The organism is Heyndrickxia sp. FSL W8-0423, assembly GCF_038009395.1.
GTDB classification, from domain to species: Bacteria; Bacillota; Bacilli; order Bacillales; family Bacillaceae_C; genus Heyndrickxia; species Heyndrickxia sporothermodurans.
Map to the genome: position 1 here is coordinate 2,533,521 of NZ_JBBPBE010000001.1, position 26,719 is coordinate 2,560,239.

Genomic DNA, 26,719 nt, shown 5'->3' on the forward strand with positions numbered 1-26,719 from the left:
AAAAACAACCTGTTTGGGTTGTTTTTTCTTTTAACCTAGTTCAAAATCATTCATAATAAAAATAAACACTCATAAAATGGGGGATTTTTCATGATCGGAAAAAATATTTTATTATGTGTAACAGGCGGAATTGCGGTATATAAAGCAGCGGCATTAACAAGTAAATTAACCCAGGCAGGTGCAAATGTGAAGGTTATTATGAGTACATCTGCCTGTGAATTCGTGACACCCCTGACATTTCAAGTATTATCTCGGAATGATGTATATACTAATACATTTGATGAGAAAAATTCGGCAGTTATAGCACATATCGATTTAGCAGATTGGGCGGACCTTGTTTTAGTTGCACCGGCAACTGCTAATATAATTGGAAAATTAGCGAACGGTATTGCTGACGATATGATTTCGACGACTTTACTTGCTACTACATCACCAGTTTGGATTGCTCCTGCAATGAATGTACATATGTATGATCACCCGGCCGTAAAGCGAAATATACAAATATTGGCAGGTTTCGGCTATGAATTTGTTGAACCGAGTGAAGGCTATTTAGCGTGCGGTTACGTAGGCAAAGGAAGGTTAGAAGAGCCGGAAAAAATAGTATCGTTAATCTCGGAGCATTTTAATTCACACTCTACTGAGTTGACAGGGAAAACGATTTTAGTAACGGCAGGTCCTACTAAAGAAAAAATTGACCCTGTCCGCTATTTTACCAATCGCTCATCTGGGAAAATGGGATTTGCCATTGCCGAAGAGGCGGTAAAATTAGGGGCTAACGTCATACTTGTTTCCGGAGTTGAAGGTCTAAACGTTCCACACGGGGTTAAACATATTCAAATTACCAGTGCCGAGGATATGTATGAAGCAGTAATGAGCCATTATAATGAAGCGGACGTAGTCATTAAAAGTGCGGCAGTGGCTGATTACAAACCGAAACAAGTATTCGAGCAAAAAATGAAGAAAAAAGATGGGAACTTAGTTTTTGAATTAGAGAGAACGAAGGATATATTAAAAGAATTGGGCCAAAAAAAGGACAAGCCATTTTTAGTAGGATTTGCGGCTGAAACCGAAAATGTTGACGAAAATGCTTGGGGGAAGCTAGAAAGAAAAAATGCGGATATCATTGTCGCCAATGATGTAAGTAAACAAGGTGCAGGATTCGGCGGTGACACAAATATTGTAACGATTTATAAAAAGGATAGAACGAAAAAAGAGTTACCGCTTTTAAGTAAAAATGAAACAGCGCAAGAAATTCTTCGAGAAATTTCCCGTGAACTAAAAAGAGGAGAAGAATAATGCAAATAGTTAGTGTAATTGTAGATGTTCCTACAATGAATACTGATAAATTATTTGATTATCTAGTACCGGAAAAATGGATAAATTTTATTCGGCCGGGAATGAGGGTGTCTGTTCCATTTGGTCCTCGAATGATTCAAGGCTTTGTACTTGAACAAAAGGACCATAGTGATGTGGAAAAATTAAAATATATTCATGAACCTTTAGATATATCACCGGTATTAAATGAAGAATTATTAAACTTGGGTAAATGGCTATCTGAAAAAGTTTTATGTTTAAAAATATCAGCCTACCAAGCTATGCTTCCTGCCGCAATGAAGGCAAAGTATGAAAAAGTGTTTCATCGATTAGATGGAGGAACGAATCCATTTTTGGATGAATTGTTTGGAAATAAAGATGAGCTAAGATGGGATGTTGCGAAGAATAATAATAGTTTACCTGTACTGCAAGAGCAAATTAAAAATGGAACGGTCGAAATTAAGTATTTAGTAAAGAATAAAGCGAATAAAAAAACTGTCCGAATGATTACAAGTTTATTATCGAATGATGAATTGCTTACTGCCTTAAAGAATTTATCTCCGAATGCTTTAAAACAAAAATTGGTACTAGAATATTTTCTAACTTCGACCAAATCTATTCCAGTTAAAAAGGTATTAGAAGATACAAATTCAACCACAGCGACGATTCGATCATTAATAAACAAAGGTTATTTAAAGGAAGAAAATAAAGAAGAATATCGTGATCCTTATGAACATCGACAATTCCAAAAAACAACTCCTTTTCAATTAACAATGGAACAACAGAAAGTAATTACCCCAATCATCAAATCGATTGAAGAAAATTATCATGAAACTTTTCTCTTAAATGGGGTTACCGGAAGTGGAAAAACAGAAATTTACTTACAATCTATTCAAAAAGTAATCAATAAAGGAAAAGAAGCCATTGTTTTAGTTCCGGAAATTGCTTTGACTCCCCAAATGGTTGAACGATTTAAAAGCCGTTTTGGAAATGATGTAGCAGTACTTCATAGTGGATTATCTATCGGAGAAAAATATGATGAATGGCGAAAAATACAAAGAAAAGAAGCAAAAGTAGTTGTTGGAGCAAGATCGGCAATATTTGCCCCATTTGAAAATATAGGGATTATTATTATTGATGAAGAACATGAAAATAGTTATAAACAAGAGGAAAATCCACGATACCACGCAAGGGATGTGGCGATTTATCGGGGAGAATTACATCAATGTCCAGTCATTTTGGGAAGTGCGACACCATCGCTAGAGTCTTTTGCACGATCACAAAAAGGGATTTATACACTGCTTTCCATGAAAAAAAGAATGAATAATCAGGCTCTACCTTCCGTTTCCATTGTTGATATGAGGGAAGAATTACGGGAAGGAAATCGGTCAATGTTTTCCCGGGAACTTTTTGAAAAACTTCAGGATCGAATAAAAAAGAACCAACAGACGGTCCTTTTTTTAAATCGTAGGGGGCATTCTTCCTTTGTTATGTGTCGAGACTGCGGCTATGTTCTTCAATGTCCACATTGTGATATTTCCCTAACTTTTCATCGTTATTCCAATCAAATGAAGTGCCATTATTGTGGGTATGAATCCATTGTTCCTACTCAATGTCCTGAATGTTTAAGTGAACATATTCGATATTTTGGAACAGGGACACAGAAGGTTGAAGAAGAACTCAATAAATTACTTCCCGAAGCTAGAGTGATTCGAATGGATGTGGATACTACTAGTAGAAAAGGCTCGCACGAAAGGTTACTTCAACAGTTTCAAGATGGTAAAGCTGACATATTATTAGGAACTCAAATGATTGCAAAAGGATTGGATTTTCCTAATATTACGCTTGTAGGGGTATTAAGTGCTGATACGATGTTGCACTTACCAGATTTCCGTTCCTCTGAAAAAACATTTCAGTTATTAACACAGGTAAGTGGAAGAGCGGGAAGGCACCAGTTGGCGGGGGAAGTTGTCATTCAAACGTATACACCGGAACATTATAGCATTGAATTGGCGGGAGCCCAGGACTATGACCAATTTTATAATAGGGAAATGATGATGAGAAAACTAGGTTCCTATCCACCTTTTTACTTTATAACATTAATTACAGTTATTCATGAGGATTTAATGAAAGTCGTATCCATTACTGAAAAAATAACAAAATACTTACAAGCAAAATTATCAAACGATACGATCATTCTAGGACCTACCACCTCACCTATTCCTAGGATTAAAAATAGATATCGCTATCAATGTTTGCTAAAATACAAACGAGAACCAGAATTAAATAAACATCTCCGCTATTTACTAGAGCATTACCAACAACAAATCACATCTGAAGGACTAACAATCAGCATAGATGTCAATCCTTATATAATGATGTAAAGAAAAGAGGAAAGATCTTGGCAATTCTCACAATCGTAAAACATCCGGCCGACATATTAGAAAAAGAATGTGAGCCGGTTACACAATTTGATAAAAAATTAAAAGTACTGCTAAATGACATGTATGAAACAATGCTATCTGCTGATGGAGTTGGTTTAGCAGCTCCACAAATTGGTATTGATCAACAAATTGCAGTGGTTGATATCGGTGATGATACTGGCAGACTTAATTTAATAAATCCAGTAATTATCGAAAAAAGCGGTGAACAAACAGATGTCGAAGGATGTTTAAGTTTCCCGGGATTATATGGTACAGTTTCACGTCCCTTTTATGTTAAAGTCCAAGCCCAGGATGTAAAAGGGCGTACATTTTATATAGAGGCTGAAGATTATCTAGCTCGTGCTATTCAACATGAAATTGATCATCTTCACGGCGTATTATTTACGACGAAAGTACTCAAATATATTGATGAAGAAGAATTAGAAGGGTATGAGGAAGAATGAATAAAGTTGTATTCATGGGAACTCCGGATTTTTCGGTTCCTGTTTTAAAAAGATTAATAAATGATGGGTATGAAGTAATAGCAGTAGTTACACAACCCGATCGCCCGGTAGGCAGGAAAAAAACTTTAACTCCTCCTCCTGTTAAAGTGGAAGCGGAAAAACATCAAATTCCTGTTTTGCAGCCGGAGAAAATTCGCAATTCTACAGAATTACAAAACATTATCGAAATGAAACCAGATTTAATAGTAACAGCGGCATTTGGACAAATTTTACCAAAGGAATTACTGGATGCTCCAAAATACGGATGTATTAATGTGCATGCATCACTACTTCCGGAACTTCGCGGGGGAGCCCCTGTTCATTATGCAATTATTCAGGGAAAAAAGAAAACCGGAATAACTATTATGTATATGGTAGAAAAACTAGATGCGGGTGATATTATTAGTCAGGTAGAGGTGCCAATCTCTGATTCTGATAATGTGGGAACACTCTTTAATAAGTTAAGTGAAGCGGGAGCGGAACTATTATCTGAAACAATTCCTAAATTAATTAATGGGGAAATTAAACCTATTCCTCAAAATAATGAATTAGCTACCTTTGCGTCAAATATAAAAAGAGAACAGGAAAAGATCGATTGGACTAAATCCGGTGAAGAAATATACAATCATATCCGCGGATTAAATCCATGGCCTGTAGCTTATACAACGCTTGATGGCAATGTAATAAAGGTGTGGGAGAGTGAAAAGATTCCTTTAACAGAACAAAAAGCACCGGGAATGATTGTTCAACGAATGAAAGATGGTTTCATCGTTGCAACAGGAAACTCAACAGGAATTAAAATTAAAGAATTACAACCATCCGGTAAGAAAAAAATGACTGCAGCACAATTTTTAAATGGCGCTGGTTCGCAACTATCAATCGGCACCATATTAGGAGAATAATATGGGAAATAAAAAACTGAATGTCCGAGAATCGGCATTAGAAATACTTGAGGCAGTCGAGAAAAATCAAGCATATAGTAATTTACTTCTAAATCACGTAATTGAAAGAAATCATATTAAAGGACCGGACATAGGGTTATTAACCGAAATTACATATGGTACATTACAGAGAAAATTCACCCTAGATTATTATTTAAAACCATTTATAAATAAAAAAATAGAAAAATGGGTTCAAATATTATTAAGACTATCTTTATATCAAATGGTATATTTAGATAAAATTCCGGATCGAGCGATTATATTTGAAGCAGTCGAAATAGCCAAAAAAAGAGGTCATCGTGGAATAGCCGGTATGGTTAATGGGGTTTTGCGGGCGATTCAAAGAAATGGTGTCCCTTCATTAGACGAAATTAATGACCCAATCGAAAGAATTGCAATTGAAACTAGTCATCCAGAATGGATGGTTCGTAGATGGTCAGAACAGTTCGGTATAAAGAAAACAAAGGAAATGTGTGAGGCGAATCTAAATGCACCAACACAAACTGCACGTGTAAATACAATGGTAACGACTAGGGAAATGGTAATCGATATGTTGGAAAATGAAGGATATGAAGTTACGCCAAGTCCCATCATACACGAAGGTATCCGCTCGTTAAAAGGAAATCTAGCACACTCTAAAGCCTTTGCAGAAGGATTAATTACCGTTCAGGATGAAAGCTCTATGTTAGTAGCTAATGCGATGAATATTAAAAATGATCAATTCATTTTAGATTGTTGTGCTGCGCCGGGTGGAAAAACAACACATATAGCTGAAAAGTTAAATGGAACCGGGAAAGTGGTTGCTCTAGATTTACATCAACATAAAATTAAACTAATTGATGAAAATGCTAAAAGACTTGGATTAAATAATATAGAAACAAAAGTATTGGATAGTCGTAAAGTGACCGAACATTTTCCAAAAAATAGTTTTGACCGTGTATTAGTAGATGCACCTTGCTCGGGATTAGGTGTTTTACGGAAAAAACCTGATATTAAATATAGCAAATCATTAGAAGATATAACTTCTTTACAATCAATACAACAAGCAATACTCCGGCAGGCTGCACAATTAGTAAAACCCGGGGGACTACTTATCTATAGTACTTGTACTGTCGATAAGATAGAAAATGAAGGTACTGTCAATCAGTTCTTGCTCACATCATCGGAATTTGAGGCATATCATTTGCAGTTGACGGAAGCAATTACTCCATTTGTAGAAGAAAATAAAGTACAAATATTTCCCCAAGATTTTGGGGGCGACGGTTTTTTTATCGCATGTTTTAAAAAGAGAGACACGGACAAATAAACATCATTAAGTAGCAGTAAAAAAGAACTATACTTATGGCAAAATAAAAAGCAGGAAAATTGATGAATAAAGTCGTAAAAGTAACCAAGTAATCCTTTTTAAAATCGATAAATATTGCTAGATAGGACCAATGTATAGGTTTTTTATAAAGAAACGAGGTGACCTTCTATATGAGGGCTGTTTTTCGAACAGACAAGGGGAAAATTCGTCAACGCAATGAAGATAATGGGGGATTTTTTGTTAATTCAACAGGTGATCGCCTTGCAATTGTAGCGGATGGAATGGGCGGCCATAATGCCGGTGATGTCGCAAGTAAGATGACGGTAGACTTTTTTTATAACGAATGGGAAAAGTCCTCAGGAATCAATACTGCTGAATCTGCTGAAAAATGGTTTTCTGATAGAGTGGACATAATTAATCAAGAAATTTTGGTTCACTCAAGAGGAAATAGCGCATGTGAAGGAATGGGAACCACACTAGTAGCTGCAATCTGTACAAATGATTTTGCGACAATTGTAAATATTGGTGATAGCCGTTGTTATATATTCAATGAAAATGGTTTCAAACAAATAACAGAGGATCATTCGTTAGTGAATGAATTAGTTAAAACGGGAATAATCACAAAAGAAGATGCCGAACATCATCCTAGAAAGAATGTGGTCTTAAAGGCTTTAGGTACTGAAGAGAAAATAGAAGCCGATATTAAAACAATCATCATTGAGGAAGGTGATTATTTGCTTCTTTGCTCAGATGGTCTTTCGGACAAAATGAGCGAATTGCAAATGAAAGAAATTTTGGAAAATGAGAATTCAATTGAAGAGAAAGCTCAAGCATTTATTGATTTAGCTAATGATAATGGCGGTGAAGATAACATTACACTTATCCTTATTAATGTTGCTACTGATGTTGAAAGCGGGTGTAATGAATGATAATTGGAAAAAGAATAAGTGACCGCTATAAAATTATCAGCATGATTGGCGGAGGCGGTATGGCTAATGTGTATTTAGCCAGAGACATTATTCTAGATCGGGATGTTGCTATAAAAATATTACGATTAGATTTTGCAAATGAACAAGAATTTATACATCGCTTTCAACGAGAAGCACAATCAGCAACAAGCTTAAATCATCCTAATATCGTAAATATTTATGATGTAGGTGAGGAGGATGATATTTATTATATAGTAATGGAATATGTTGATGGCATGACATTAAAGCAATATATACAACAATATCATCCGATATCGGTAGAAAAAGCGTTAGATATTATGCAGCAATTAGTTTCAGCTATTTCACATGCGCATGAACATCAAATTATTCATCGGGATATTAAACCGCAAAATATATTAATTGATCACGATGGTATTGTAAAAATAACCGATTTTGGGATTGCAATGGCATTAAGTGCAACTTCCATTACTCAGACAAACTCAGTCCTTGGTTCAGTGCATTACTTATCACCGGAGCAAGCGCGCGGTGGCATGGCTACAAGAAAATCGGATATATATTCATTAGGGATCGTTATGTTCGAACTGTTAACCGGCAGACTTCCTTTTTCCGGTGAATCAGCTGTATCAATTGCACTTAAACATTTACAAACAGAAACACCGTCTTTAAAAAGATGGAATCCTGATATACCACAAAGTGTTGAAAACATTGTATTAAAAGCAACCTCAAAAGACCCTTTTCAGCGATTTGAAACGGTAGATGAAATGGGTGAAAGTATTCGAACTGCATTGGATCCTAATCGAATTAATGAACCAAAGTTTGTTATTCCGGAGGATCATGAAGCAACAAAAGCAATCCCAATTATTACAAATATCCATGCGATGACAAATAATGAAAATCAAGATCAAACGATGGTTCATACTAAAAGTGATCCTCAAGACAATCATGCAGATAATGATTCGAAAAGTAATGGGAAAAAGAAAAAAAATAAAAAGCAAAAAAAGAAAAGAAAAAAATGGCCATGGGTTGTTGGAACGATTCTTTTTTTAATCGTCTTATTGACTGCAATAAGTATTATTCTTTTACCGACAATTACTGGGCCGAAAGAGGTTAAAGTTCCCGATGTTTCGGAAGAAAATGTAAATGATGCGATACAAAAAATCATGGAATTGAAATTAAAAATCGGCAAAAAATATGAAACACCAAGTGAGGATGTACCTGAAGGGAAAGTTATAAAAACAAATCCTAAAGCGGGAAAAGCGGTAAAAGAAGGAGCAGAGATTGATCTTTATATTAGTAACGGGAAGAAAAAATTCACCATGTCCGATTATACCGGACGACAATATGAAGATGTAATAGATATGCTGAAGGAGCAAGGATTTAAGGATTATATTAGGAATGATGTATACGATGATAGCGCTGCTGGCACAATAATCGATCAAGATCCACCGTCCAACGAAGAAATCATTCCGAGTGATACGATTCTCACATTTACAGTGAGCAAAGGACCGGAAAAAATTAAAGTAAAAGACTTAACAGAGTATAATGAAAAAGGTTTAAGAGATTACGAGGAATATACTGGACTAATTATTGATATGTCCAAAGAGGAATATTCAGATACTGTTAAGGAGGGCTTAGTCATTTCACAATCGCCCGAACCTGGAACCGAGCTAGTAAAAGGGGATAAAGTGAAAGTGGTTATATCGAAAGGTCCAAAGGAACAGCCGCCGAAAATGGTAGAAAGAGAAATTGAGATACCATATGAGCAAACAAATGAAGAAGATGATGATGGGGAAAATAAAGAGGAACCGAAGCCTCAACATGTCCAAATCTTTATTGAAGATATGAATCATAATATAAACGAACCGATTGAAACGTTTACAATCACCGAAACTGTGAAAAGAAATCTTGAATTTACCATTGAAGAAGGAAAAAAAGCGAAGTATAAAGTTATGCGAGATAATAAAGTTATACTTGAGGATACCGTTTCATACCCAAAAGAATAGTATTAAAGGAGTCGATGCTATGCCTGAAGGGAAAATAATTAAGGCATTAAGTGGTTTTTACTATGTATTAGATCAGGATCAAATAATTCAATGTAGAGGTCGAGGAGTTTTTCGCAAAAATAAAATTACTCCTCTAGTAGGGGATACGGTTGTTTACCAGGCAGAAAATAATCGAGAGGGTTATATAATGGAAGTTAAAGAAAGAATAAATGAACTAATCCGCCCACCAATTGCTAATGTAGACCAAGCTATTCTCATATTTTCTGCGAAAGAACCGGATTTCAGTTCAACTTTATTAGATCGATTTTTAGTAATAATAGAATCAAATGACATTAATCCAATTATTTGTTTGACGAAATTGGACCTTTTAACAGATGAAGAAAAAACACATCTTATGAATTTTGTAAATGATTATGAAAAAATAGGCTATCAAATTATTCTTTCGTCTTCTAAAACAAAAGAGGGGATTAATGAACTGCTTCCATATTTGGATGGGAAAATAAGTGTGTTTGCAGGACAATCAGGCGTAGGAAAATCATCACTACTAAATGCGATTAATCCCGAGTTAGCATTAAAAACAAGTCATATTTCCTCTCATCTTGGCCGGGGTAAACATACAACAAGACATGTGGAATTAATTGAAATTAATAATTCTGGTCTAGTCGCAGATACACCGGGATTTAGTGCTTTAGAATTTGATGAATTAGAAGCGGAAAATCTATCGAATTGTTTTCCTGAAATGGCTCAAAGAAGTAGTGAATGCAAATTTAGAGGGTGTCTCCACGTAAACGAACCGAAATGTGCAATTAAAAATGCACTCGAAAATAATGAAATTGCTGATTATCGCTATCATCATTATTTACAGTTTTTACAGGAAATTAGAGAGAGAAAGCCGAGGTATTAAATTATGGTAAAAATTGCACCATCCATTTTAGCTGCAAATTTTTCGAAATTGGCCGAAGAAATACAAGATGTTGAAAGGGGAGGGGCTGACTACATCCATATTGATGTGATGGATGGCCATTTTGTTCCCAATATAACGATGGGTCCGTTAGTTGTGGAAGCGATAAGACCGGTAACAAAATTGCCTTTAGACGTGCATTTGATGATTGAAAATCCGGATCAATATATTGAAGCATTTGCCAAAGCAGGTGCGGACATTATCACGGTTCATGTTGAAGCATGCAAACATTTGCACCGAACACTCCAGTTAATCCACTCATTTGGTGTCAAAGCAGGAGTAGTTATAAACCCTGCAACACCAGTGGAGACCATTCAACATGTTTTAGAGGACATTGAAATGGTGTTACTAATGACCGTTAACCCTGGTTTTGGTGGGCAAAGCTTCATTCATTCTGTTATTCCAAAAATTAAGCAAGTGAAGGAAATGGTTAATACAAAAGGACTCGCGATTGAAATTGAAGTTGATGGTGGGGTTAATCGTGATACCGCCAAACTTTGTTATGATGCCGGCGCTAACGTACTTGTTGCCGGATCAGCCATCTTTCAACAAAAAGATCGTACAGCAGCTATTAATGAAATAAAAGATCAATTAGGATAAACTTTGAGTCAGCTACCACTAGCTGACTTTATTCATTTTTATATGCTAGGAAAGGAGATTCTTAAACATGCAAAAAATAATACATATTATGGCGGGAGGACCAGAAGAGCTAGTTCCTCCATTATCATCGTTTAATTTACCGGATATTGAATGGGTTGGGGTAGATTATGGAGTTATTCATTTATTTAATCAAAAAATAATACCTTCGATTGCTTTTGGTGATTTTGATTCAGTAACGGAATCCCAATTGAGAAAAATAGATCAAGTGACAAATGAAATAAAAAGGTTTAAACCTGAAAAAAATGAGACGGATTTAGAACTTGCGTTACTTTGGGCTATAAAACAAAAGCCGTTAAAGATTAGGATTTTTGGTGCAACTGGGGGGAGAGCGGATCACTTTTTTGCAAATACAATGCTTTTAGCTCGTCCGGAATGTATTCGATGGAATATAGAAATTATTGATAAACAAAATAGCGTGTCCGTCTTTTCACCCGGAGAGTATACGATTGAAAATAGAAGCGATAAAAAATATATTTCATTTGTCCCTCTTAGTGAGAAAGTGAATGATATTACATTACGTGGTTTTAAATATCCACTAACGAATAAGCAAACTTTCATGGGCTCGTCATTATGTATTAGTAATGAACTTATTCAAGAAACAGGTCATTTTTCTTTTACTTCAGGCATATTAATGATGATAAGAAGTCATGATTAAATCACGTAATCATAAATTATCAGGTGATTCATTTTTATTTGTATTGAATACTATAGTGTGAACCCGTGTAGTCGGGTAATTACTTAAACTGATTTTTAGGTTGGAATAAAAATTGGTGATTAGTAATTTGTAAGTGACATTCGGTTGTCAGATAGATGGGGAGGGACATTTATGAAGTTTTATACAATTAAATTGCCTAAATTTTTAGGTGGTATTGTCCGAGCAATGCTAGGAACGTTTAAAAAAGGATAGTTTATGATAAACACTTAAAACAAAAAAAATGCCGAAAAGGCATTTTTTTTTTTGGGCTATATCAGGTAACGTTTATTAATTAAACGCGTTCAACTTTTCCTGATTTTAATGCTCTTGTAGAAACCCAAACACGCTTAGGTTTACCATCTACAAGGATACGAACTTTTTGAAGATTTGCACCCCATGTACGTTTGTTAGCGTTCATTGCGTGAGAACGAGAATTGCCGGAACGAGTTTTGCGTCCAGTAATAACACATTTTTTTGGCATATTAATTCCCTCCTTACCCTGAAGTAGAAATATCATATGTTTCATCACTTCAATATTCATCATAAAAAGATACTTTAATAATTTATCATACAACCTATAATAATGCAATACTTCAGCACAACACTTTCAAGAAAAAATACTTGACGCTTAGAAAAGCGGAGGCTAGAAAGCCGTAGCTGGACAAATAAAAGCGAAAGGCGACTGTACATCCATTTTTCATTGTACTTTTCTATAATTATATATTATAGTAAAATGACTATAGCTTGATTGTATTTACTTATACGGTAAGGGGGAAAGACAAATGTCCATTGAAATGAGAACGAATTTCGGTCAAATAGATATTTCAAATGACGTTGTTGCAACGATCGCAGGAGGCGCAGCTATTGATTGCTATGGCATAGTAGGGATGGCATCAAAAAATCAAATAAAAGATGGAATCACTGACATCTTGCGTAAAGAAAACTTCTCTCGTGGTGTCATTGTACGTCAAGAAAATGATGAAGTACATATTGATATGTATATAATAGTTAGCTATGGAACAAAAATTTCAGAAATTGCACATAATGTACAATCAAAAGTAAAATACACACTAGATAAGACAGTTGGTTTATCAGCAGACTCTATTAATATTTATGTTCAAGGAGTCAGGGTGACAAACCCGTAATAAGGAGGAAAAGATTCGTGGCAATTACATCCTTGGATGGAAAACGTTTCGCAGAGATGGTAATCATGGGAGCGAATCATTTATCAAATAATGCAAATGTTGTTGATGCGCTTAACGTTTTTCCGGTGCCGGACGGTGATACTGGGACTAACATGAACCTATCAATGACTTCAGGGGCAAAAGAAGTTCAAAAAAATGTTCAAGAGCATATTGGTATGGTGGCTTCAGCCCTTTCGAAAGGATTGTTGATGGGAGCTAGAGGGAATTCTGGAGTTATTCTTTCCCAATTGTTTCGTGGTCTCGGAAAAGCAATTGAAAATAAGAAAGAAATTTCGGCAAAAGAATTTGCTTCGGCACTTGAAGCAGGAGTAGAAACTGCGTATAAAGCAGTAATGAAACCTGTTGAAGGGACAATCTTAACAGTTGCTAAAGATGCCGCAAAAAAAGGCGTTGAAATAGCAAAAAATGAAACAGATCTCGTTAAGGTAATGGAAGCAGTGGTTCAGGAAGCAAAAAAATCTTTGAAACGCACACCGGAGCTACTCCCTGTTCTAAAAGAAGTTGGTGTTGTAGATAGTGGAGGACAAGGACTCGTATTTGTCTATGAAGGTTTTCTTGCTGAATTAAAAGGTGAAACATTATCAACTACATCAAATCCACCTATATCAATGAACGAAATGGTTAATGCAGAACACCATAAAAGTGTCCAAAGCTTTATGAATACAGAAGATATAAAATTTGGCTATTGCACAGAATTTATGGTTAAGTTTGCAAAAGACAAGCTTGCTGCCCATCCATTCTCTGAACATGAATTTAGAAATGATCTAAGTCATTATGGTGATTCATTATTAGTCATTTCTGACGATGAAATTGTAAAAGTTCATATTCATTCGGAGCAACCTGGTGAAGTATTAACTTATGCTCAACAATATGGTCAGTTGATCAATATGAAAATTGAAAATATGCGCCAGCAGCATAGTACAATCATCGATGAGATGCATAATACTTTATCTTCTGAACAACAGGTTGAAAAACAAGAATATGGAATTATAGCTGTTTCGATGGGAAGTGGAATTGGTAACCTCTTTAAAAGTATTGGTGCAAATGCAATTATTGAGGGTGGGCAAACAATGAACCCAAGTACAGAGGATATTTTAAAAGCGATCGATGATGTAAATGCGGAGAAAATCATTATTCTTCCGAATAACAAAAATATTATTATGGCTGCTGAACAAGCTGCACAGGTGGCTTCCCAAGAAATTATTGTCGTCCCTTCGAAAACGGTTCCACAAGGTATGGCAGCATTATTGGCGTTTAATCCATCACTTACATTAGATGAGAATAAAAACGGTATGAATGAGGCCTTGCAACATGTGAAAACGGGTCAAATTACGTATGCAGTGCGAGATACAACAATTGATGGGATTACAATTTCCAAAGACGACTATATGGGAATAGCTGACGGGAAGATTGTTGGGACGAATAAAAACTTGGTGACAGCGACAACCTCACTGCTTTCCAATATGTTAGAGGAAGATGATGAAATCGTCACTTTAATATATGGGAAAGATGTTTCAACGAATGATGTAGATGAAGTCGTATCATATATTAATCAAAATTATGAGGATATTGAAGTCGAAATTCATAATGGGGAACAGCCACTTTATTCCTTTATTTTTTCAATTGAATAGTGCTAGTAAAAAGAAATTTACCAAACGTTCATTTGACTATATAATAAATAGAAGGGGCAACCCTTCTATTTCCTTTTATAAAATAAACATATACTATATAACGTTACCCGAGGGGAGTGACAATAATGAAATATAAAAGTGTTTTTGATATTATTGGCCCGGTTATGATAGGTCCATCGAGCTCACATACAGCGGGAGCTGCTAGGATTGGTAGAGTTGCACGCACGCTTTTTGGGAGACCCCCGCAATGGGCTAAAATTCATTTTTACGGTTCCTTTGCTGAAACTTATAAAGGTCATGGCACCGACGTAGCGATAATTGGTGGTTTATTAGATTTTGATACTTTTGATGAACGAATCATTCACTCCATTGATCTAGCGAAAGAACAAGGCATGGAAATTGATTTTATTGCTGAAACTGCGATTCCGGAACATCCAAATACCGCGAAAATGGTTATTGGCGATGCAAACGGAGAAATGGAATTAGTCGGAATATCTATTGGTGGGGGCAAAATTGAAATAACAGAGCTTAACGGTTTTAAACTGAAATTAACCGGACATCATCCCGCGATTCTTGTTGTTCATAACGATCGTTATGGAGTAATAGCAGCCGTTTCAAATATTTTATCAAAATATGAAATTAATATCGGTCATATGGAAGTGTCACGTAAGGATGTTGGACAGATGGCGTTAATGGTCATTGAAGTTGACCATAATATCGAAGAATTTATTTTAAAAGAAATTCAAGAACTGCCAAATATTACACAAGTTGCGAGAGTTGTAGATTAATTGTATAAAATGGTGGATAATACTTATAAATAGTGAAATTTTGGTAGCGCTTACGAATGCTTAATGCAAGGAGGTTTTTACATGTTTCGAAATGTTGCAGAATTGGTTGAGTTAGCTGAAGCTCAGAATAAAAAAATCTCCGACATAATGATTGAACAAGAGATGGAAGTAACCGGTAGATCAAAAGAAGAGATTTTTAATCAAATGGATAGAAGTTTAAAAGTGATGGAAGATGCAGTAGAACGTGGACTTAATGGCGTTACTTCTCACTCTGGTTTAACAGGTGGAGACGCCGTTTTAATGAAGAAATATATCGAAAAAGGAAATTTTTTATCTGGGGAAACGATATTAGATGCAGTAAGCAAGGCTGTCGCTACAAATGAAGTAAACGCGGCAATGGGGACTATTTGTGCTACTCCTACGGCTGGTTCTGCCGGAGTTGTGCCAGGAACATTGTTTGCGGTGAAAAATAAACTTCATCCAACAAGAGAGCAAATGGTTCATTTTTTGTTTACATCTGGTGCTTTTGGTTTTGTCGTAGCTAATAATGCGTCCATTTCCGGAGCGGCTGGTGGATGCCAAGCGGAAGTTGGATCTGCAGCTGGGATGGCGGCGGCAGCAATTGTTGAAATGGCTGGCGGTTCACCGTCGCAATGTGCAGAGGCAATGGCAATTACTTTGAAAAATATGCTTGGTCTCGTTTGTGATCCAGTTGCAGGATTAGTTGAAGTGCCATGTGTAAAAAGAAATGCAATGGGCGCTGCGAATGCAATGGTGGCAGCAGATATGGCATTAGCGGGAATTACTAGCCGTATACCTTGTGATGAGGTTATTGATGCGATGTTCAAAATTGGTCAGAGTATGCCGACTTCACTAAAAGAAACTGCACAGGGCGGTCTTGCGGCTACACCTACTGGTCGCAGACTAGAAGCTAAAATATTTGGGATGCCGTTAAATGAACGTGAATAATGCGCTAGAAAATTCAGTATCAATTATTAAAGGTATTGGTGAAGAGACGGAAAGCCAGTTAGCATCGATGGGTATTTTTACTGTTCTTGATTTATTGGAACATTTCCCTTATCGTTTTGACGATTACCGTTTGCGGGATTTGCAAGAAGTTGAACACGATGAGAAAGTAACGGTTGAAGGGAAGGTTCAAAGTGAACCTTCTCTTGTCTTTTATAATCGTAAACGTTCTCGATTAACTATTCACTTATTAGTAGGTAAAAATCTCATAAAAGTGTTCTTTTTTAATCAACCGTATTTAAAAAAGAAAATTTCTATTTCAGATACGATTACGATTTCGGGTAAATGGGATCGTCATCGTGGAACCATTACAGCTCAGGAACTAAAAATAGGACCATACCAAAAAAACGCAGATTTTGAACCGGTTTATACGGTGAGAGGTTCGCTTACAGTCAAATCTTTACGGAAGTTTATTAGATTGGCATTTCAATCATACGGCAATCAAATTAATGAAAATCTTCCTGAAGATTTAATTAAAAAATACAAATTACTCCCTAGAAGAGATGCAATGAAAATGATGCATTTTCCTATTACTCAAGAGGATGTCAAGCAGGCAAGACGTCGTTTTGTTTATGAAGAATTTTTATTTTTTCAATTAAAAATGCAAGCTCTTAGAAAATTTGAAAGGGAACATTCAGGGGGAATCAGCCAACATTATGACTTAAATAAACTTCGTGCTTTTTTTGATTTATTACCTTTCCCATTAACAAATGCGCAAAAACGAGTAATTAATGAAATTTGTGCTGATCTCAAATCTCCCTATCGTATGAACCGTTTGCTTCAAGGAGATGTAGGTTCGGGTAAAACAGTCGTTGCCGCAGTTGCCCTTTTTGCCAGTTGGACAGCAGGATTCCAAGGTGCCCTTATGGTTCCAACGGAAATTTTAGCAGAACAACATGCAGTATCGCTTCAGAATATGTTAGGTCAAGCAGGCTTAAATATAGAACTTCTAACTAGTTCGATAAAGGGGAAAAAACGTGAAGGTTTGCTGGAACGACTCCGAAAAGGTGAAATTCATGTTTTAGTTGGAACACACGCACTTATTCAGGATGATGTTCATTTCAATAAATTAGGTTTAGTTATAACAGATGAGCAACATCGATTTGGTGTAGAACAGCGACGAGTGTTAAGAGAAAAAGGTGTAACTCCCGATGTACTATTCATGACAGCAACCCCTATACCGAGAACACTTGCTATCACAGCCTTTGGTGAAATGGATGTGTCGGTTATTGATGAAATGCCTGCGGGAAGAAAAAGGATTGAAACTTACTGGGCGAAAAATGAAATGCTTGAAAAGGTTTTACGTTTTGTTGAAAAAGAATTGATAAAAGGGAGACAAGCCTATATCATTTGTCCTATAATCGAGGAATCGGAAAAATTAGATTTACAAAATGCGATTGATGTATATCAAATGCTTACAGATTATTATTACGATAAATTTAAAGTCGGTCTTATGCATGGACGCCTGCACCCCGCAGAAAAAGAAAATGTGATGAAAGGATTTAGTGACAATGACATACAAATTTTAGTTTCCACTACTGTTGTCGAAGTTGGAGTGAATGTTCCTAATGCAACGATTATGGTCATTTATGATGCTGAAAGATTTGGACTATCCCAATTGCACCAACTCCGGGGCCGCGTTGGAAGAGGACAGGATCAATCGTACTGTTTTTTACTTGCCAATCCGAAAACGGATGTTGGGAAAGAAAGAATGAAAATTATGACTGAAACAAATGATGGATTTGTTTTGAGCGAAAAAGATTTGGAATTGCGTGGACCAGGTGATTTTTTTGGAAAAAAGCAAAGTGGATTGCCTGAATTTAAAGTAGCTGATATGGTACATGATTATCGAGCTTTAGAAGTAGCTAGAAACGATGCGGCACAACTTATTAACCAAAAAGATTTTTGGCACGATCAAAAGTATCATTATTTGCGAAAGTATTTAGAGGAATCCGGTGTTATGGATGGTGAAAAACTTGATTAAAAAGGTGAAAGCAGAATAGAAGTCCATTCTTGCATTCTGCTTTTTATTTTTATATACTACTATTAGTACCAAGTCCTAATATCGTGAATGGTGATGAATTTTTATGAAAATGATTAAAAAAGAGCGGCAACAACGATTACAGGATACGATAAATAACAATCCATTTATTACTGATGAAGAGCTTGCAGAACAATTTAAAGTCAGCGTGCAAACCATTCGTTTAGATCGATTAGAATTATCGATTCCGGAATTAAGGGAAAGAATAAAAAATGTCGCTGAGAAAAGATTTGATGATGAAGTAAAATCACTGCCAATTGATGAGGTAATTGGTGAAATTATTGATGTTGACCTTGATAAAAGCGCAATTTCGATTTTTGAAGTAAAAAAGGAACATGTCTTTAAACGGAATTCAATTGCTAGAGGACATCATCTTTTTGCGCAAGCAAATTCATTAGCGGTTGCTGTAATTAATGATGAGCTAGCATTAACGGCAAAAGCTAATATTCATTTTACTCGTTCAGTAAAGCAAGGTGAACGTGTGGTTGCAAAAGCGAAGGTTTGTGATATACATAATGAAAAGGATCGTACAATCGTTAATGTTGATAGTTTTGTTGGAAATGAGTTAGTGTTTAAGGGTGAATTTGAAATGTTTCGTAATAGTAAGTAAGCCTTTAATTATGAAACGATAACAGTAAGAGTAAGGGATGAAAATAATGAAAATTGCCATCGATGCAATGGGGGGAGACAATGCCCCTAAAGAAATCGTATTGGGTATAAATAAAGCGATAAAAGAATTTACTGATATTGAAATCATACTTTTTGGGAAAGAACAAGAAATTCAACAGTATTTAGAACCTAATGCGCGTGTGGAAATAGTCCATACGGATGAAAAGATTGAAGGAACTGACGAACCAGTAAGGGCGGTTCGTAGAAAAAAGAATGCGTCAATGGTTTTAATGGCACAGGCAGTTGCAGCTGGAAAAGCAGATGCATGTATATCAGCAGGAAATACAGGTGCCTTAATGGCAGCTGGCCTATTTATAGTAGGGCGAATCGATGGAATCGAACGGCCGGCATTGGCACCTACTTTACCAACAGTGGATGGTAAAGGCTTTGTGATGTTAGATCTTGGTGCAAATGCTGAAGCTAAACCGGAACATCTTCTTCAATATGCAATTATGGGTTCAATATATGCTCAAAAAGTACGTGGAATAGAAAAGCCAAAAGTTGGGTTGTTAAATATTGGAACAGAAGAGAAGAAGGGAAATGAGTTAACGAAGAAGGCCTTTGAATTACTTAAAGATTCTAATCTTCATTTTGTTGGTAATATTGAGTCAAGGGATCTATTGCAAGGACCAGCCGATGTAGTCGTTACCGATGGTTTTACCGGCAATATGGTATTAAAAACGATTGAGGGAACGGCAGGATCTTTATTCTCTTTATTGAAAAAAACGTTTATGACAAACTTCAAAAGCAAAATAGCAGCAGGATTAGTTAAAAACGAATTAAAAGATCTAAAAAACATGATGGATTACACTGAATACGGTGGAGCAGGGTTGTTCGGTCTTAATTCACCGGTTATTAAAGCACATGGGTCATCCAATGCAAATGCACTTTATAATGCAATTAGACAGGCTAATGATATGGCAAGTCATAAAGTAACGAGAATTATAAAAGAAACAATTCAAAAAGAAAATGAAATAACTAAGGAGTAGATGATAGTGGGGAAAATAGCATTTGTATTTCCAGGCCAAGGTTCTCAAACGGTTGGTATGGGGAAATCCGTTGTAGAAAAAAGCGATCAAGCGAAATCTATTTTTGAAAGTGCAGATCAACGATTGGGCTATTCATTATCGGATATTATTTTTAATGGACCAGATGAAAAATTAACCTTAACAACAATTGCGCAACCAGCATTATTAACGACTAGTATAGCAATTTTAACATGTTTAGAGGAAGCAGGAATTCGGCCGGATTACACTGCTGGACATAGTTTAGGGGAATATTCTGCACTTGTCGCAGCAGGAGCAATGGATTTTGAAGACGCAGTATTTGCGGTCCACAAGCGTGGTGAATATATGGAGGAAGCTGTGCCAAATGGGGAAGGTACGATGGCAGCTATTTTGGGTATGGATCGCAACGATTTGCAAAAAGTGACAGATGAAGTGACAGCAAATGGCGATTCCGTACAATTGGCTAATTTAAATTGTCCTGGTCAAATTGTAATTTCCGGAACAGTAAAAGGGGTAGAAAAGGCAAGCGTTTTAGCGAAAGAAAAAGGTGCTAAACGAGCATTACCATTACAGGTTAGCGGTCCATTTCATTCCGAATTAATGAAGCCGGCAGCACAAAAATTTGTCGAGGTTCTCGATGAAGTGAAAGTTCAAGATTCAAAAATTCCGGTTATTGCTAATGTGACAGCTGCTCCAATAAGTAAAGCATCAGATATTAAAGAGAAATTAATCGAGCAACTGTATTCTCCTGTTTTATGGGAAGATTCCGTACTTACGATGCTTGAACTAGGTGTAGATACATTTATTGAAATCGGACCTGGTAAAGTGCTATCTGGTTTAATTAAAAAAATTAATCGAAATGTAAAAACATACTCGGTCCAAGATTTTGAAAGCTGTCAGCAAGTCGTAAATGAATTGAAATTATAATCGTAACTAGGTCCGTAAAATGAATGGGGGAGAAACGATGTTACTTGAAGGGAAAGTTGCTTTAGTTACAGGAGCATCACGTGGAATTGGTCGTGAAATAGCATTAGAACTTGCAAGAGAAGGAGCTAATGTAATTGTAAATTACGCCGGCAGTGAGGCGCGTGCGAATGAAGTGGTTGAGGAAATTAAAGCATTAGGAAGAGAAGCGAAGGCTATTCAATGCAATGTCGCAAATAATGATGAAGTACAAGGAATGATAAAAGAAACTATTGGTCTGTTTGGGAAAATTGATATCCTTGTAAATAACGCAGGCATCACTCGTGATAATTTGATCATGAGAATGAAGGAAGATGAGTGGGATGATGTTATTAACACGAATTTAAAAGGTGTATTTCTTTGTACTAAAGGTGTTACTCGACAAATGATGAAACAACGCTCAGGAAAAATTATTAACATCTCATCAATTGTGGGCGTAAGTGGAAATCCTGGACAAGCCAATTATGTTGCAGCTAAATCAGGTGTCATTGGACTTACAAAATCAACGGCGAAAGAATTGGCATCTCGAGGAATTAATGTGAATGCGGTAGCACCTGGGTTTATTACAACTGAAATGACTGATAAACTTCCGGAGGATGTTCAAAGTGAAATGCTAAAGCAAATTCCGTTGGCACGTTTTGGAGAACCAAAAAATGTTGCGAATGTCGTTGTCTTTCTTGCATCTTCTTCATCAGACTATATGACTGGGCAAACCCTTCACGTCGATGGCGGGATGGTAATGTAAAGTTTCGCTTTATTATTTCGATAATATCCTCTATAATGTCTTGAGGGGAGGTGAACCGAATGGCAGAAGTATTAGAACGTGTAACGAAAATTATCGTGGATCGTCTAGGTGTTGAGGAATCTAAAGTTACTTTAGATGCTTCTTTTAAAGATGATCTAGGTGCAGATTCCCTTGATGTTGTTGAATTAGTAATGGAATTAGAGGATGAATTTGACATGGAAATTTCCGACGATGATGCTGAAAAAATTGCTACAGTGGGTGACGCTGTTAATTACATACAAGCTAAAGCATAATCGTTCGTTCCGATTCACTAAAACGAGGTTGACCCAAAGGTGTTTTACACTTTTTGTAAAAGGGTCAACCTCTTTTTCTATGATCTATTAAAAAATATTAAATGAGGACTTTGCACTTCGGCTGTTTTTTTAATAAAATTTATATGGAGTATTAAATAAAGAAAGATAAACAAGGTGGATGACCGATGCGGAAAAAAAATCGTGATAGAGAAAAACAAATAACTTTGAGGATAGATGAGAAATTCAATCAATTTCAAGAGAGAATTGGTATTCAATTTAATCGATTAGATTTATTAAAACAAGCATTTACACATTCATCATATGTGAATGAGCATCGCAAGAAGTTACATGCAGATAATGAACGACTTGAATTTTTAGGGGATGCTGTACTTGAATTAACTGTTTCACAATTCCTATATAATAAGTATCCAACTATGAGTGAAGGAAAGTTAACTAAATTAAGGGCTGCCATCGTATGTGAGCCGTCATTAGTGACTTTTGCCAATGAATTACAATTTGGAGAGCTTGTTTTATTAGGAAAAGGTGAGGAATTGACTGGTGGCCGGACACGTCCTGCACTACTCGCAGACGTATTTGAGGCGTTTATCGGTGCTCTTTTTTTAGACCAAGGTCTGGAAACGGTCATCTCAATTTTAGAAAAAATTGTTTACCCTAAAATTAATGCTGGTGCTTTTTCTCATGTGATGGATTTTAAAAGTCAACTACAGGAATTCATCCAAAAAGATGCTGCTGGTGTACTTGAATATGTAGTTCTTCAAGAAAGAGGTCCGGCACATAATAGAGAGTTCGTCTCACGAGTACTTTTAAATAAAGAAGAATTAGGAACTGGTACTGGAAGGTCTAAAAAAGAAGCTGAACAACATGCGGCACAAATTGCTTTAAGCAAACTAAAATCGCCACTCCAGGAAAAATAATATGTTGTACTTCTCCTAAGAGAAAAACAGCAAGGAAGAAAAGGATATAGGAGGAGAGTTTCTTGTTTCTTAAACGCTTAGATGTTGTTGGATTTAAATCCTTTGCGGAAAGAATCACGATCGATTTTGTTTCTGGAGTAACTGCTGTTGTAGGCCCAAATGGAAGCGGAAAAAGTAATATAATCGATGCAGTCAGATGGGTTCTCGGTGAGCAATCAGCAAAATCGCTTCGTGGTGGGAAAATGGAAGATGTCATTTTCGCCGGAAGTGATTCCAGAAAACAATTAAATTTCGCAGAAGTGACATTAACATTAGATAACGAAGACCATCAGTTACCAATTGACTACAATGAAGTTAGTGTAACGAGAAGGGTATATCGTTCAGGTGATAGTGAGTTTTCTATTAATAAACAGTCATGCCGCTTGAAAGATATTATTGATTTATTTATGGATTCAGGACTTGGCAGAGAAGCTTTTTCAATCATTAGCCAAGGGAAAGTTGAAGAAATATTAAACAGTAAAGCCGAGGAAAGAAGAACGATTTTCGAAGAAGCTGCGGGAGTACTTAAATATAAAACCCGAAAAAAGAAAGCCGAATCGAAATTAAATGAAACGGGTGAAAATCTAAATCGGGTAAACGATATTCTTCATGAATTGGAGAATCAAGTAGAACCTTTGAAAATCCAAGCATCACTTGCTAAAGAATATTTAGATAAAAAAGCAGAACTTGAGAATTTCGAAGTCGCTTTAACGGTTTATGAAATAGAAGAGCTAAGTCAAAAATGGGAAACATTGAAGCAGGAGCTAGGAATTCATCAGGATAAGGAAATGGCTTTGTCAGCTAACATCCAAAAAGAAGAAGCCACTCTTGAGAAAATACGCGATACTCTTGCCGCATTAGATGAATCAATAAATGATTTACAAAATGTGTTACTTTCAGCGACAGAAGAGCTCGAAAAGCTTGAAGGACGTAAAGAAGTTTTAAAAGAACGAAAAAAGAATGCAAGCAGTAATAAAGAGCAATACGAAAAAAACATTGAAGAGCTTACAAGCAAGCTTAAGAAGCTTGAGGAACAAAAAACTACATTGGTAACAGAATACGATCATCACACTAAATCGGCTGCTGCGCTGAAAAAGAAATTAAAAGAAAAAACCGAACTAATGAATCAATATAATATTAATATTGAAGAAATGATTGAATCATTAAAAAGCGATTATATTGAGCTTTTAAATGAAAAGGCAACTTATAAAAACGAGTTGGCCATACTTGAGCAGCAATTAGGACAACAGGAAGCTAAAAAAATAAAGCTTGATGGTGAAAATAAAAAATACCTAGAACAAAGACAAACGATTTTAGAAGAGAAGCAGAAAACGAATGAGGAACTAGAAAAAGTCGATAAGCAAATTGAAGACCAAGTTCTTGCATTCCGCGAACATCAAAAAAAGCTGGAAGCATTGAAAAATCAATATCAAAAGCAAGAAACGACACTTTATCAAGCTTTTCAGTATTTGCAAAAAGCAAAGTCTCGAAAAGAAACTTTAGAGGAAATGGAAGAGGATTATACCGGTTTCTTCCATGGTGTTCGGGAAGTATTAAAAGCTAGAAATTCTAAGCTTTCTGGGATTGAAGGTGCCGTTGCGGAGCTTATACAAGTTCCTAAACAATATGAGCTCTCAATTGAAACAGCATTAGGCGGAGCAATGCAAAATGTCGTCGTTGCGACAGAAGCCGATGGTAGAAAGGCGATTGAATATTTAAAAACTAATCGATATGGACGTGCTACCTTTTTGCCGTTAAATATTATTAAAGGCAAAGGGTTGTCGGGAAGCCAATTGGAATTGATTAGTAAGCATGAAGCATTTATAGGTATTGCAGCTGATATTGTAAAAATCGATCAAAAGTATCAAACAATCATTTCTAATCTTTTAGGAAATGTAATTATTACAAAAGATCTTCGAGGGGCAAATGAAATTGCCAAGCTATTGCAATACCGATATCGATTAGTGACATTAGATGGAGACGTTGTTAACCCGGGTGGTTCGATGACGGGCGGGACTGTGAAGCAATCCTCTACATCGTTAATCAGCCGAAAAGGAGAACTCGAAGATCTTAAAGAAAAAACGAAATTGATGGAAGAAAAAACAGATCAGCTTGAGCAGCAAGTTAAAACACTTAAACAAGACGTAAACAGCAATGAAAAGATACTTGAAGAAATGAGAAGCGCTGGAGAGCTCCTTCGCTTAAAGCAACAAGAATTGAAATCGGAAATGAGGCAAATTGAATTAGCCGAAAAAAATCTAAATGAAAAACTCCAAATTTACGATATGGAGCGTAATGAATCGAATACTACTGTTCATAATGTAGATCGCCGCATAAATGAACTAACTGCCACTTTAACGCAAATAACGAAAAACATTGAACAACTTGATAAAGAAATTGAAGATTTAACAAAGAAAAAAAATAATCAAAACACTTCAAAGGATGAATTACTAGCTGAAATTAGTGATTTAAAAGCAGAACTGGCAGTGAAAAATGAGCAACTTGTAACTAGTCGTGAAAAACTTGCAACTGTAAAAGTAGAATACGAAGAAGTAAGTGCGAAAAAAACTAGTTATGAAGAAGAGCTCAACTGGTTAGTAAGTCAAATGTCCAATAATAATTCAGGGGAAGCAGAATTATCTGTAGCGGCGGAGAAAAAATTAACCGATAAGATCGAAACAACTAAGCTAATTTCAATCCGTAGAGAAGAACGGATGCAATTACAAACAAAACTCGAAGATGCTGAATTAGCAATTAAAGAACTAAAGAGGCAACATAAAGGTTTAGTAGAAGTAGTTAAAGATGAAGAAGTGAAAATTAATCGAATCGATGTTGATTTAGAAAATCGACTTAACCGTTTAAATGAAGAATATATGTTAACCTTTGAGGCGGCTAAAGAGAAATATCCACTGCAAATCCCAATTGAAGATGCGCGAAAACGCGTAAAACTAATTAAACTTGCCATTGAAGAATTAGGGACTGTTAATATCGGTGCGATTGATGAATACGAACGCGTATCAGAACGATATCAGTTTTTAATGGAACAACAATCAGACTTAGTGTCCGCGAAAGAGACATTACTGCAAATTATTGATGAAATGGATGAAGAAATGAAAAAGCGTTTCCAGCAAACATTTGAATCGGTAAAGTTTCATTTTGAACCGATTTTTAAAGCGTTATTCGGTGGAGGACGTGCTGAATTAAAATTAACGGACCCGACTGATTTATTGAATACGGGAGTAGATATTGTCGCTCAGCCGCCCGGAAAGAAGTTGCAAAACTTAGGGTTATTATCCGGAGGAGAACGTGCACTAACTGCAATTGCGCTATTATTTGCTATTTTAAAAGTTCGACCTGTTCCTTTCTGTATTTTAGATGAAGTGGAAGCAGCACTGGATGAAGCAAACGTATACCGTTTTAGTAAATATTTAAAAAAATTTAGCGAAGAAACGCAATTCATTGTAATCACGCATCGAAAAGGTACGATGGAGGAAGCGGACGTCCTTTATGGCGTCACAATGCAAGAATCCGGCGTATCTAAACTTGTATCCGTTAGACTTGAATCATCTAAAGAACTAGTTGAAACATAAAATTAATGAGAAGAAACGAGGAAGTGATTGAA

General features: G+C 36.1%; 24 protein-coding genes. 23 read left to right on the forward strand and 1 reads right to left on the reverse strand.

The features are described from left to right. Positions 1-90: 90 nt before the first annotated feature. From coaBC to spoVM, 11 genes are all read left to right on the forward strand, one after another. The gene (coaBC, locus tag MKY81_RS12870; protein ID WP_341117987.1) at positions 91-1,296 is read left to right on the forward strand and encodes a bifunctional phosphopantothenoylcysteine decarboxylase/phosphopantothenate--cysteine ligase CoaBC; all 1,206 of its coding nucleotides are present in this window, start codon (positions 91-93) and stop codon (positions 1,294-1,296) included. Continuing rightward, positions 1,296-3,698 carry a primosomal protein N' gene (gene priA, locus MKY81_RS12875; RefSeq protein WP_341117988.1) on the forward strand — a complete coding sequence of 801 codons (2,403 nt, stop codon included), beginning with the start codon at positions 1,296-1,298 and terminating at the stop codon, positions 3,696-3,698. The genes coaBC and priA overlap by 1 nt, the downstream gene beginning before the upstream one ends. Positions 3,699-3,721: 23 nt before the next feature. After that, a complete protein-coding gene (def, locus tag MKY81_RS12880; RefSeq protein ID WP_425319818.1) occupies positions 3,722-4,201 on the forward strand; it encodes a peptide deformylase in 480 nt (159 codons plus the stop codon). After that, a complete protein-coding gene (gene fmt, locus MKY81_RS12885) occupies positions 4,198-5,142 on the forward strand; it encodes a methionyl-tRNA formyltransferase (protein ID WP_108070667.1) in 945 nt (314 codons plus the stop codon). Before def ends, fmt begins: the two co-directional genes overlap by 4 nt. Before the next feature lies 1 nt (position 5,143). Beyond that, a complete protein-coding gene (rsmB, locus tag MKY81_RS12890; RefSeq protein WP_108070665.1) occupies positions 5,144-6,487 on the forward strand; it encodes a 16S rRNA (cytosine(967)-C(5))-methyltransferase RsmB in 1,344 nt (447 codons plus the stop codon). A gap of 170 nt (positions 6,488-6,657) precedes the next feature. Beyond that, positions 6,658-7,416: a Stp1/IreP family PP2C-type Ser/Thr phosphatase gene (locus MKY81_RS12895; RefSeq protein ID WP_108070663.1), complete on the forward strand. Its 759-nt coding sequence runs from the start codon at positions 6,658-6,660 to the stop codon at positions 7,414-7,416. After that, positions 7,413-9,440 carry a Stk1 family PASTA domain-containing Ser/Thr kinase gene (gene pknB / locus MKY81_RS12900; RefSeq protein ID WP_108070661.1) on the forward strand — a complete coding sequence of 676 codons (2,028 nt, stop codon included), beginning with the start codon at positions 7,413-7,415 and terminating at the stop codon, positions 9,438-9,440. Before MKY81_RS12895 ends, pknB begins: the two co-directional genes overlap by 4 nt. Before the next feature lie 19 nt (positions 9,441-9,459). Next, positions 9,460-10,344 carry a ribosome small subunit-dependent GTPase A gene (rsgA, locus tag MKY81_RS12905; protein WP_107920598.1) on the forward strand — a complete coding sequence of 295 codons (885 nt, stop codon included), beginning with the start codon at positions 9,460-9,462 and terminating at the stop codon, positions 10,342-10,344. A 3-nt stretch (positions 10,345-10,347) separates the two neighbouring features. Next, positions 10,348-11,001, forward strand: a complete 654-nt coding sequence (gene rpe, locus MKY81_RS12910) for a ribulose-phosphate 3-epimerase (protein WP_107920599.1) — start codon at positions 10,348-10,350, stop codon at positions 10,999-11,001. 67 nt (positions 11,002-11,068) lie between these two features. Further along, entirely contained in the window at positions 11,069-11,716 is a 648-nt protein-coding gene (locus MKY81_RS12915; RefSeq protein ID WP_107920600.1) for a thiamine diphosphokinase, read from the forward strand. Between the two features lie 171 nt (positions 11,717-11,887). Further along, positions 11,888-11,968 carry a stage V sporulation protein SpoVM gene (gene spoVM / locus MKY81_RS12920; protein ID WP_017551496.1) on the forward strand — a complete coding sequence of 27 codons (81 nt, stop codon included), beginning with the start codon at positions 11,888-11,890 and terminating at the stop codon, positions 11,966-11,968. Between the two features lie 79 nt (positions 11,969-12,047). Here spoVM and rpmB read toward each other — a convergent pair whose 3' ends face one another. Further along, positions 12,048-12,236 (reverse strand): 50S ribosomal protein L28, encoded by a 189-nt coding sequence (gene rpmB, locus MKY81_RS12925; RefSeq protein WP_066230212.1) that lies wholly within the window; start codon positions 12,234-12,236, stop codon positions 12,048-12,050. 301 nt (positions 12,237-12,537) lie between these two features. Between rpmB and MKY81_RS12930 the strand changes: the two genes are divergently transcribed. The 12 genes from MKY81_RS12930 (at position 12,538) to smc (ending at position 26,687) form a co-directional block, all read left to right on the forward strand. Beyond that, positions 12,538-12,900: an Asp23/Gls24 family envelope stress response protein gene (locus tag MKY81_RS12930; protein WP_066230215.1), complete on the forward strand. Its 363-nt coding sequence runs from the start codon at positions 12,538-12,540 to the stop codon at positions 12,898-12,900. 17 nt (positions 12,901-12,917) lie between these two features. Beyond that, positions 12,918-14,591 (forward strand): DAK2 domain-containing protein, encoded by a 1,674-nt coding sequence (locus tag MKY81_RS12935; protein WP_325946710.1) that lies wholly within the window; start codon positions 12,918-12,920, stop codon positions 14,589-14,591. Positions 14,592-14,716: 125 nt separating this feature from the next. Continuing rightward, positions 14,717-15,379: an L-serine ammonia-lyase, iron-sulfur-dependent subunit beta gene (sdaAB, locus tag MKY81_RS12940; protein ID WP_066230221.1), complete on the forward strand. Its 663-nt coding sequence runs from the start codon at positions 14,717-14,719 to the stop codon at positions 15,377-15,379. Positions 15,380-15,460: 81 nt separating this feature from the next. Beyond that, positions 15,461-16,348, forward strand: a complete 888-nt coding sequence (gene sdaAA, locus MKY81_RS12945; RefSeq protein WP_066230224.1) for an L-serine ammonia-lyase, iron-sulfur-dependent, subunit alpha — start codon at positions 15,461-15,463, stop codon at positions 16,346-16,348. Further along, a complete protein-coding gene (recG, locus tag MKY81_RS12950; RefSeq protein WP_181294606.1) occupies positions 16,335-18,389 on the forward strand; it encodes an ATP-dependent DNA helicase RecG in 2,055 nt (684 codons plus the stop codon). Before sdaAA ends, recG begins: the two co-directional genes overlap by 14 nt. A gap of 103 nt (positions 18,390-18,492) precedes the next feature. Continuing rightward, a complete protein-coding gene (fapR, locus tag MKY81_RS12955) occupies positions 18,493-19,056 on the forward strand; it encodes a transcription factor FapR (RefSeq protein WP_341117990.1) in 564 nt (187 codons plus the stop codon). A gap of 46 nt (positions 19,057-19,102) precedes the next feature. Next, positions 19,103-20,104: a phosphate acyltransferase PlsX gene (gene plsX / locus MKY81_RS12960; RefSeq protein ID WP_107921027.1), complete on the forward strand. Its 1,002-nt coding sequence runs from the start codon at positions 19,103-19,105 to the stop codon at positions 20,102-20,104. 6 nt (positions 20,105-20,110) lie between these two features. Then, complete coding sequence (gene fabD / locus MKY81_RS12965; RefSeq protein WP_341117991.1) at positions 20,111-21,049, forward strand: ACP S-malonyltransferase; 939 nt, start codon at positions 20,111-20,113, stop codon at positions 21,047-21,049. A gap of 37 nt (positions 21,050-21,086) precedes the next feature. After that, positions 21,087-21,830: a 3-oxoacyl-[acyl-carrier-protein] reductase gene (gene fabG / locus MKY81_RS12970; RefSeq protein WP_066230233.1), complete on the forward strand. Its 744-nt coding sequence runs from the start codon at positions 21,087-21,089 to the stop codon at positions 21,828-21,830. Positions 21,831-21,889: 59 nt separating this feature from the next. Next, positions 21,890-22,123: an acyl carrier protein gene (locus tag MKY81_RS12975; protein ID WP_066230236.1), complete on the forward strand. Its 234-nt coding sequence runs from the start codon at positions 21,890-21,892 to the stop codon at positions 22,121-22,123. A gap of 185 nt (positions 22,124-22,308) precedes the next feature. Then, positions 22,309-23,058: a ribonuclease III gene (gene rnc / locus MKY81_RS12980; RefSeq protein WP_108070657.1), complete on the forward strand. Its 750-nt coding sequence runs from the start codon at positions 22,309-22,311 to the stop codon at positions 23,056-23,058. Between the two features lie 62 nt (positions 23,059-23,120). Then, a complete protein-coding gene (gene smc / locus MKY81_RS12985; RefSeq protein WP_341117993.1) occupies positions 23,121-26,687 on the forward strand; it encodes a chromosome segregation protein SMC in 3,567 nt (1,188 codons plus the stop codon). The last annotated feature ends 32 nt before the right edge of the window (positions 26,688-26,719 follow it).

Coding starts and splice junctions, on each gene's coding strand:
- MKY81_RS12895 (WP_108070663.1), top strand. CDS start 6,658: ATGAGGGCTGTTTTTCGAACAGACAAGGGGAAAATTCGTCAACGCAAT.
- rpmB (WP_066230212.1), bottom strand. CDS start 12,236: ATGCCAAAAAAATGTGTTATTACTGGACGCAAAACTCGTTCCGGCAAT.
- coaBC (WP_341117987.1), top strand. CDS start 91: ATGATCGGAAAAAATATTTTATTATGTGTAACAGGCGGAATTGCGGTA.
- spoVM (WP_017551496.1), top strand. CDS start 11,888: ATGAAGTTTTATACAATTAAATTGCCTAAATTTTTAGGTGGTATTGTC.
- rpe (WP_107920599.1), top strand. CDS start 10,348: ATGGTAAAAATTGCACCATCCATTTTAGCTGCAAATTTTTCGAAATTG.
- priA (WP_341117988.1), top strand. CDS start 1,296: ATGCAAATAGTTAGTGTAATTGTAGATGTTCCTACAATGAATACTGAT.
- pknB (WP_108070661.1), top strand. CDS start 7,413: ATGATAATTGGAAAAAGAATAAGTGACCGCTATAAAATTATCAGCATG.
- plsX (WP_107921027.1), top strand. CDS start 19,103: ATGAAAATTGCCATCGATGCAATGGGGGGAGACAATGCCCCTAAAGAA.
- MKY81_RS12915 (WP_107920600.1), top strand. CDS start 11,069: ATGCAAAAAATAATACATATTATGGCGGGAGGACCAGAAGAGCTAGTT.
- MKY81_RS12930 (WP_066230215.1), top strand. CDS start 12,538: ATGTCCATTGAAATGAGAACGAATTTCGGTCAAATAGATATTTCAAAT.
- rsgA (WP_107920598.1), top strand. CDS start 9,460: ATGCCTGAAGGGAAAATAATTAAGGCATTAAGTGGTTTTTACTATGTA.
- fapR (WP_341117990.1), top strand. CDS start 18,493: ATGAAAATGATTAAAAAAGAGCGGCAACAACGATTACAGGATACGATA.
- sdaAB (WP_066230221.1), top strand. CDS start 14,717: ATGAAATATAAAAGTGTTTTTGATATTATTGGCCCGGTTATGATAGGT.
- rsmB (WP_108070665.1), top strand. CDS start 5,144: ATGGGAAATAAAAAACTGAATGTCCGAGAATCGGCATTAGAAATACTT.
- rnc (WP_108070657.1), top strand. CDS start 22,309: ATGCGGAAAAAAAATCGTGATAGAGAAAAACAAATAACTTTGAGGATA.
- MKY81_RS12975 (WP_066230236.1), top strand. CDS start 21,890: ATGGCAGAAGTATTAGAACGTGTAACGAAAATTATCGTGGATCGTCTA.
- sdaAA (WP_066230224.1), top strand. CDS start 15,461: ATGTTTCGAAATGTTGCAGAATTGGTTGAGTTAGCTGAAGCTCAGAAT.
- recG (WP_181294606.1), top strand. CDS start 16,335: ATGAACGTGAATAATGCGCTAGAAAATTCAGTATCAATTATTAAAGGT.
- fmt (WP_108070667.1), top strand. CDS start 4,198: ATGAATAAAGTTGTATTCATGGGAACTCCGGATTTTTCGGTTCCTGTT.
- fabG (WP_066230233.1), top strand. CDS start 21,087: ATGTTACTTGAAGGGAAAGTTGCTTTAGTTACAGGAGCATCACGTGGA.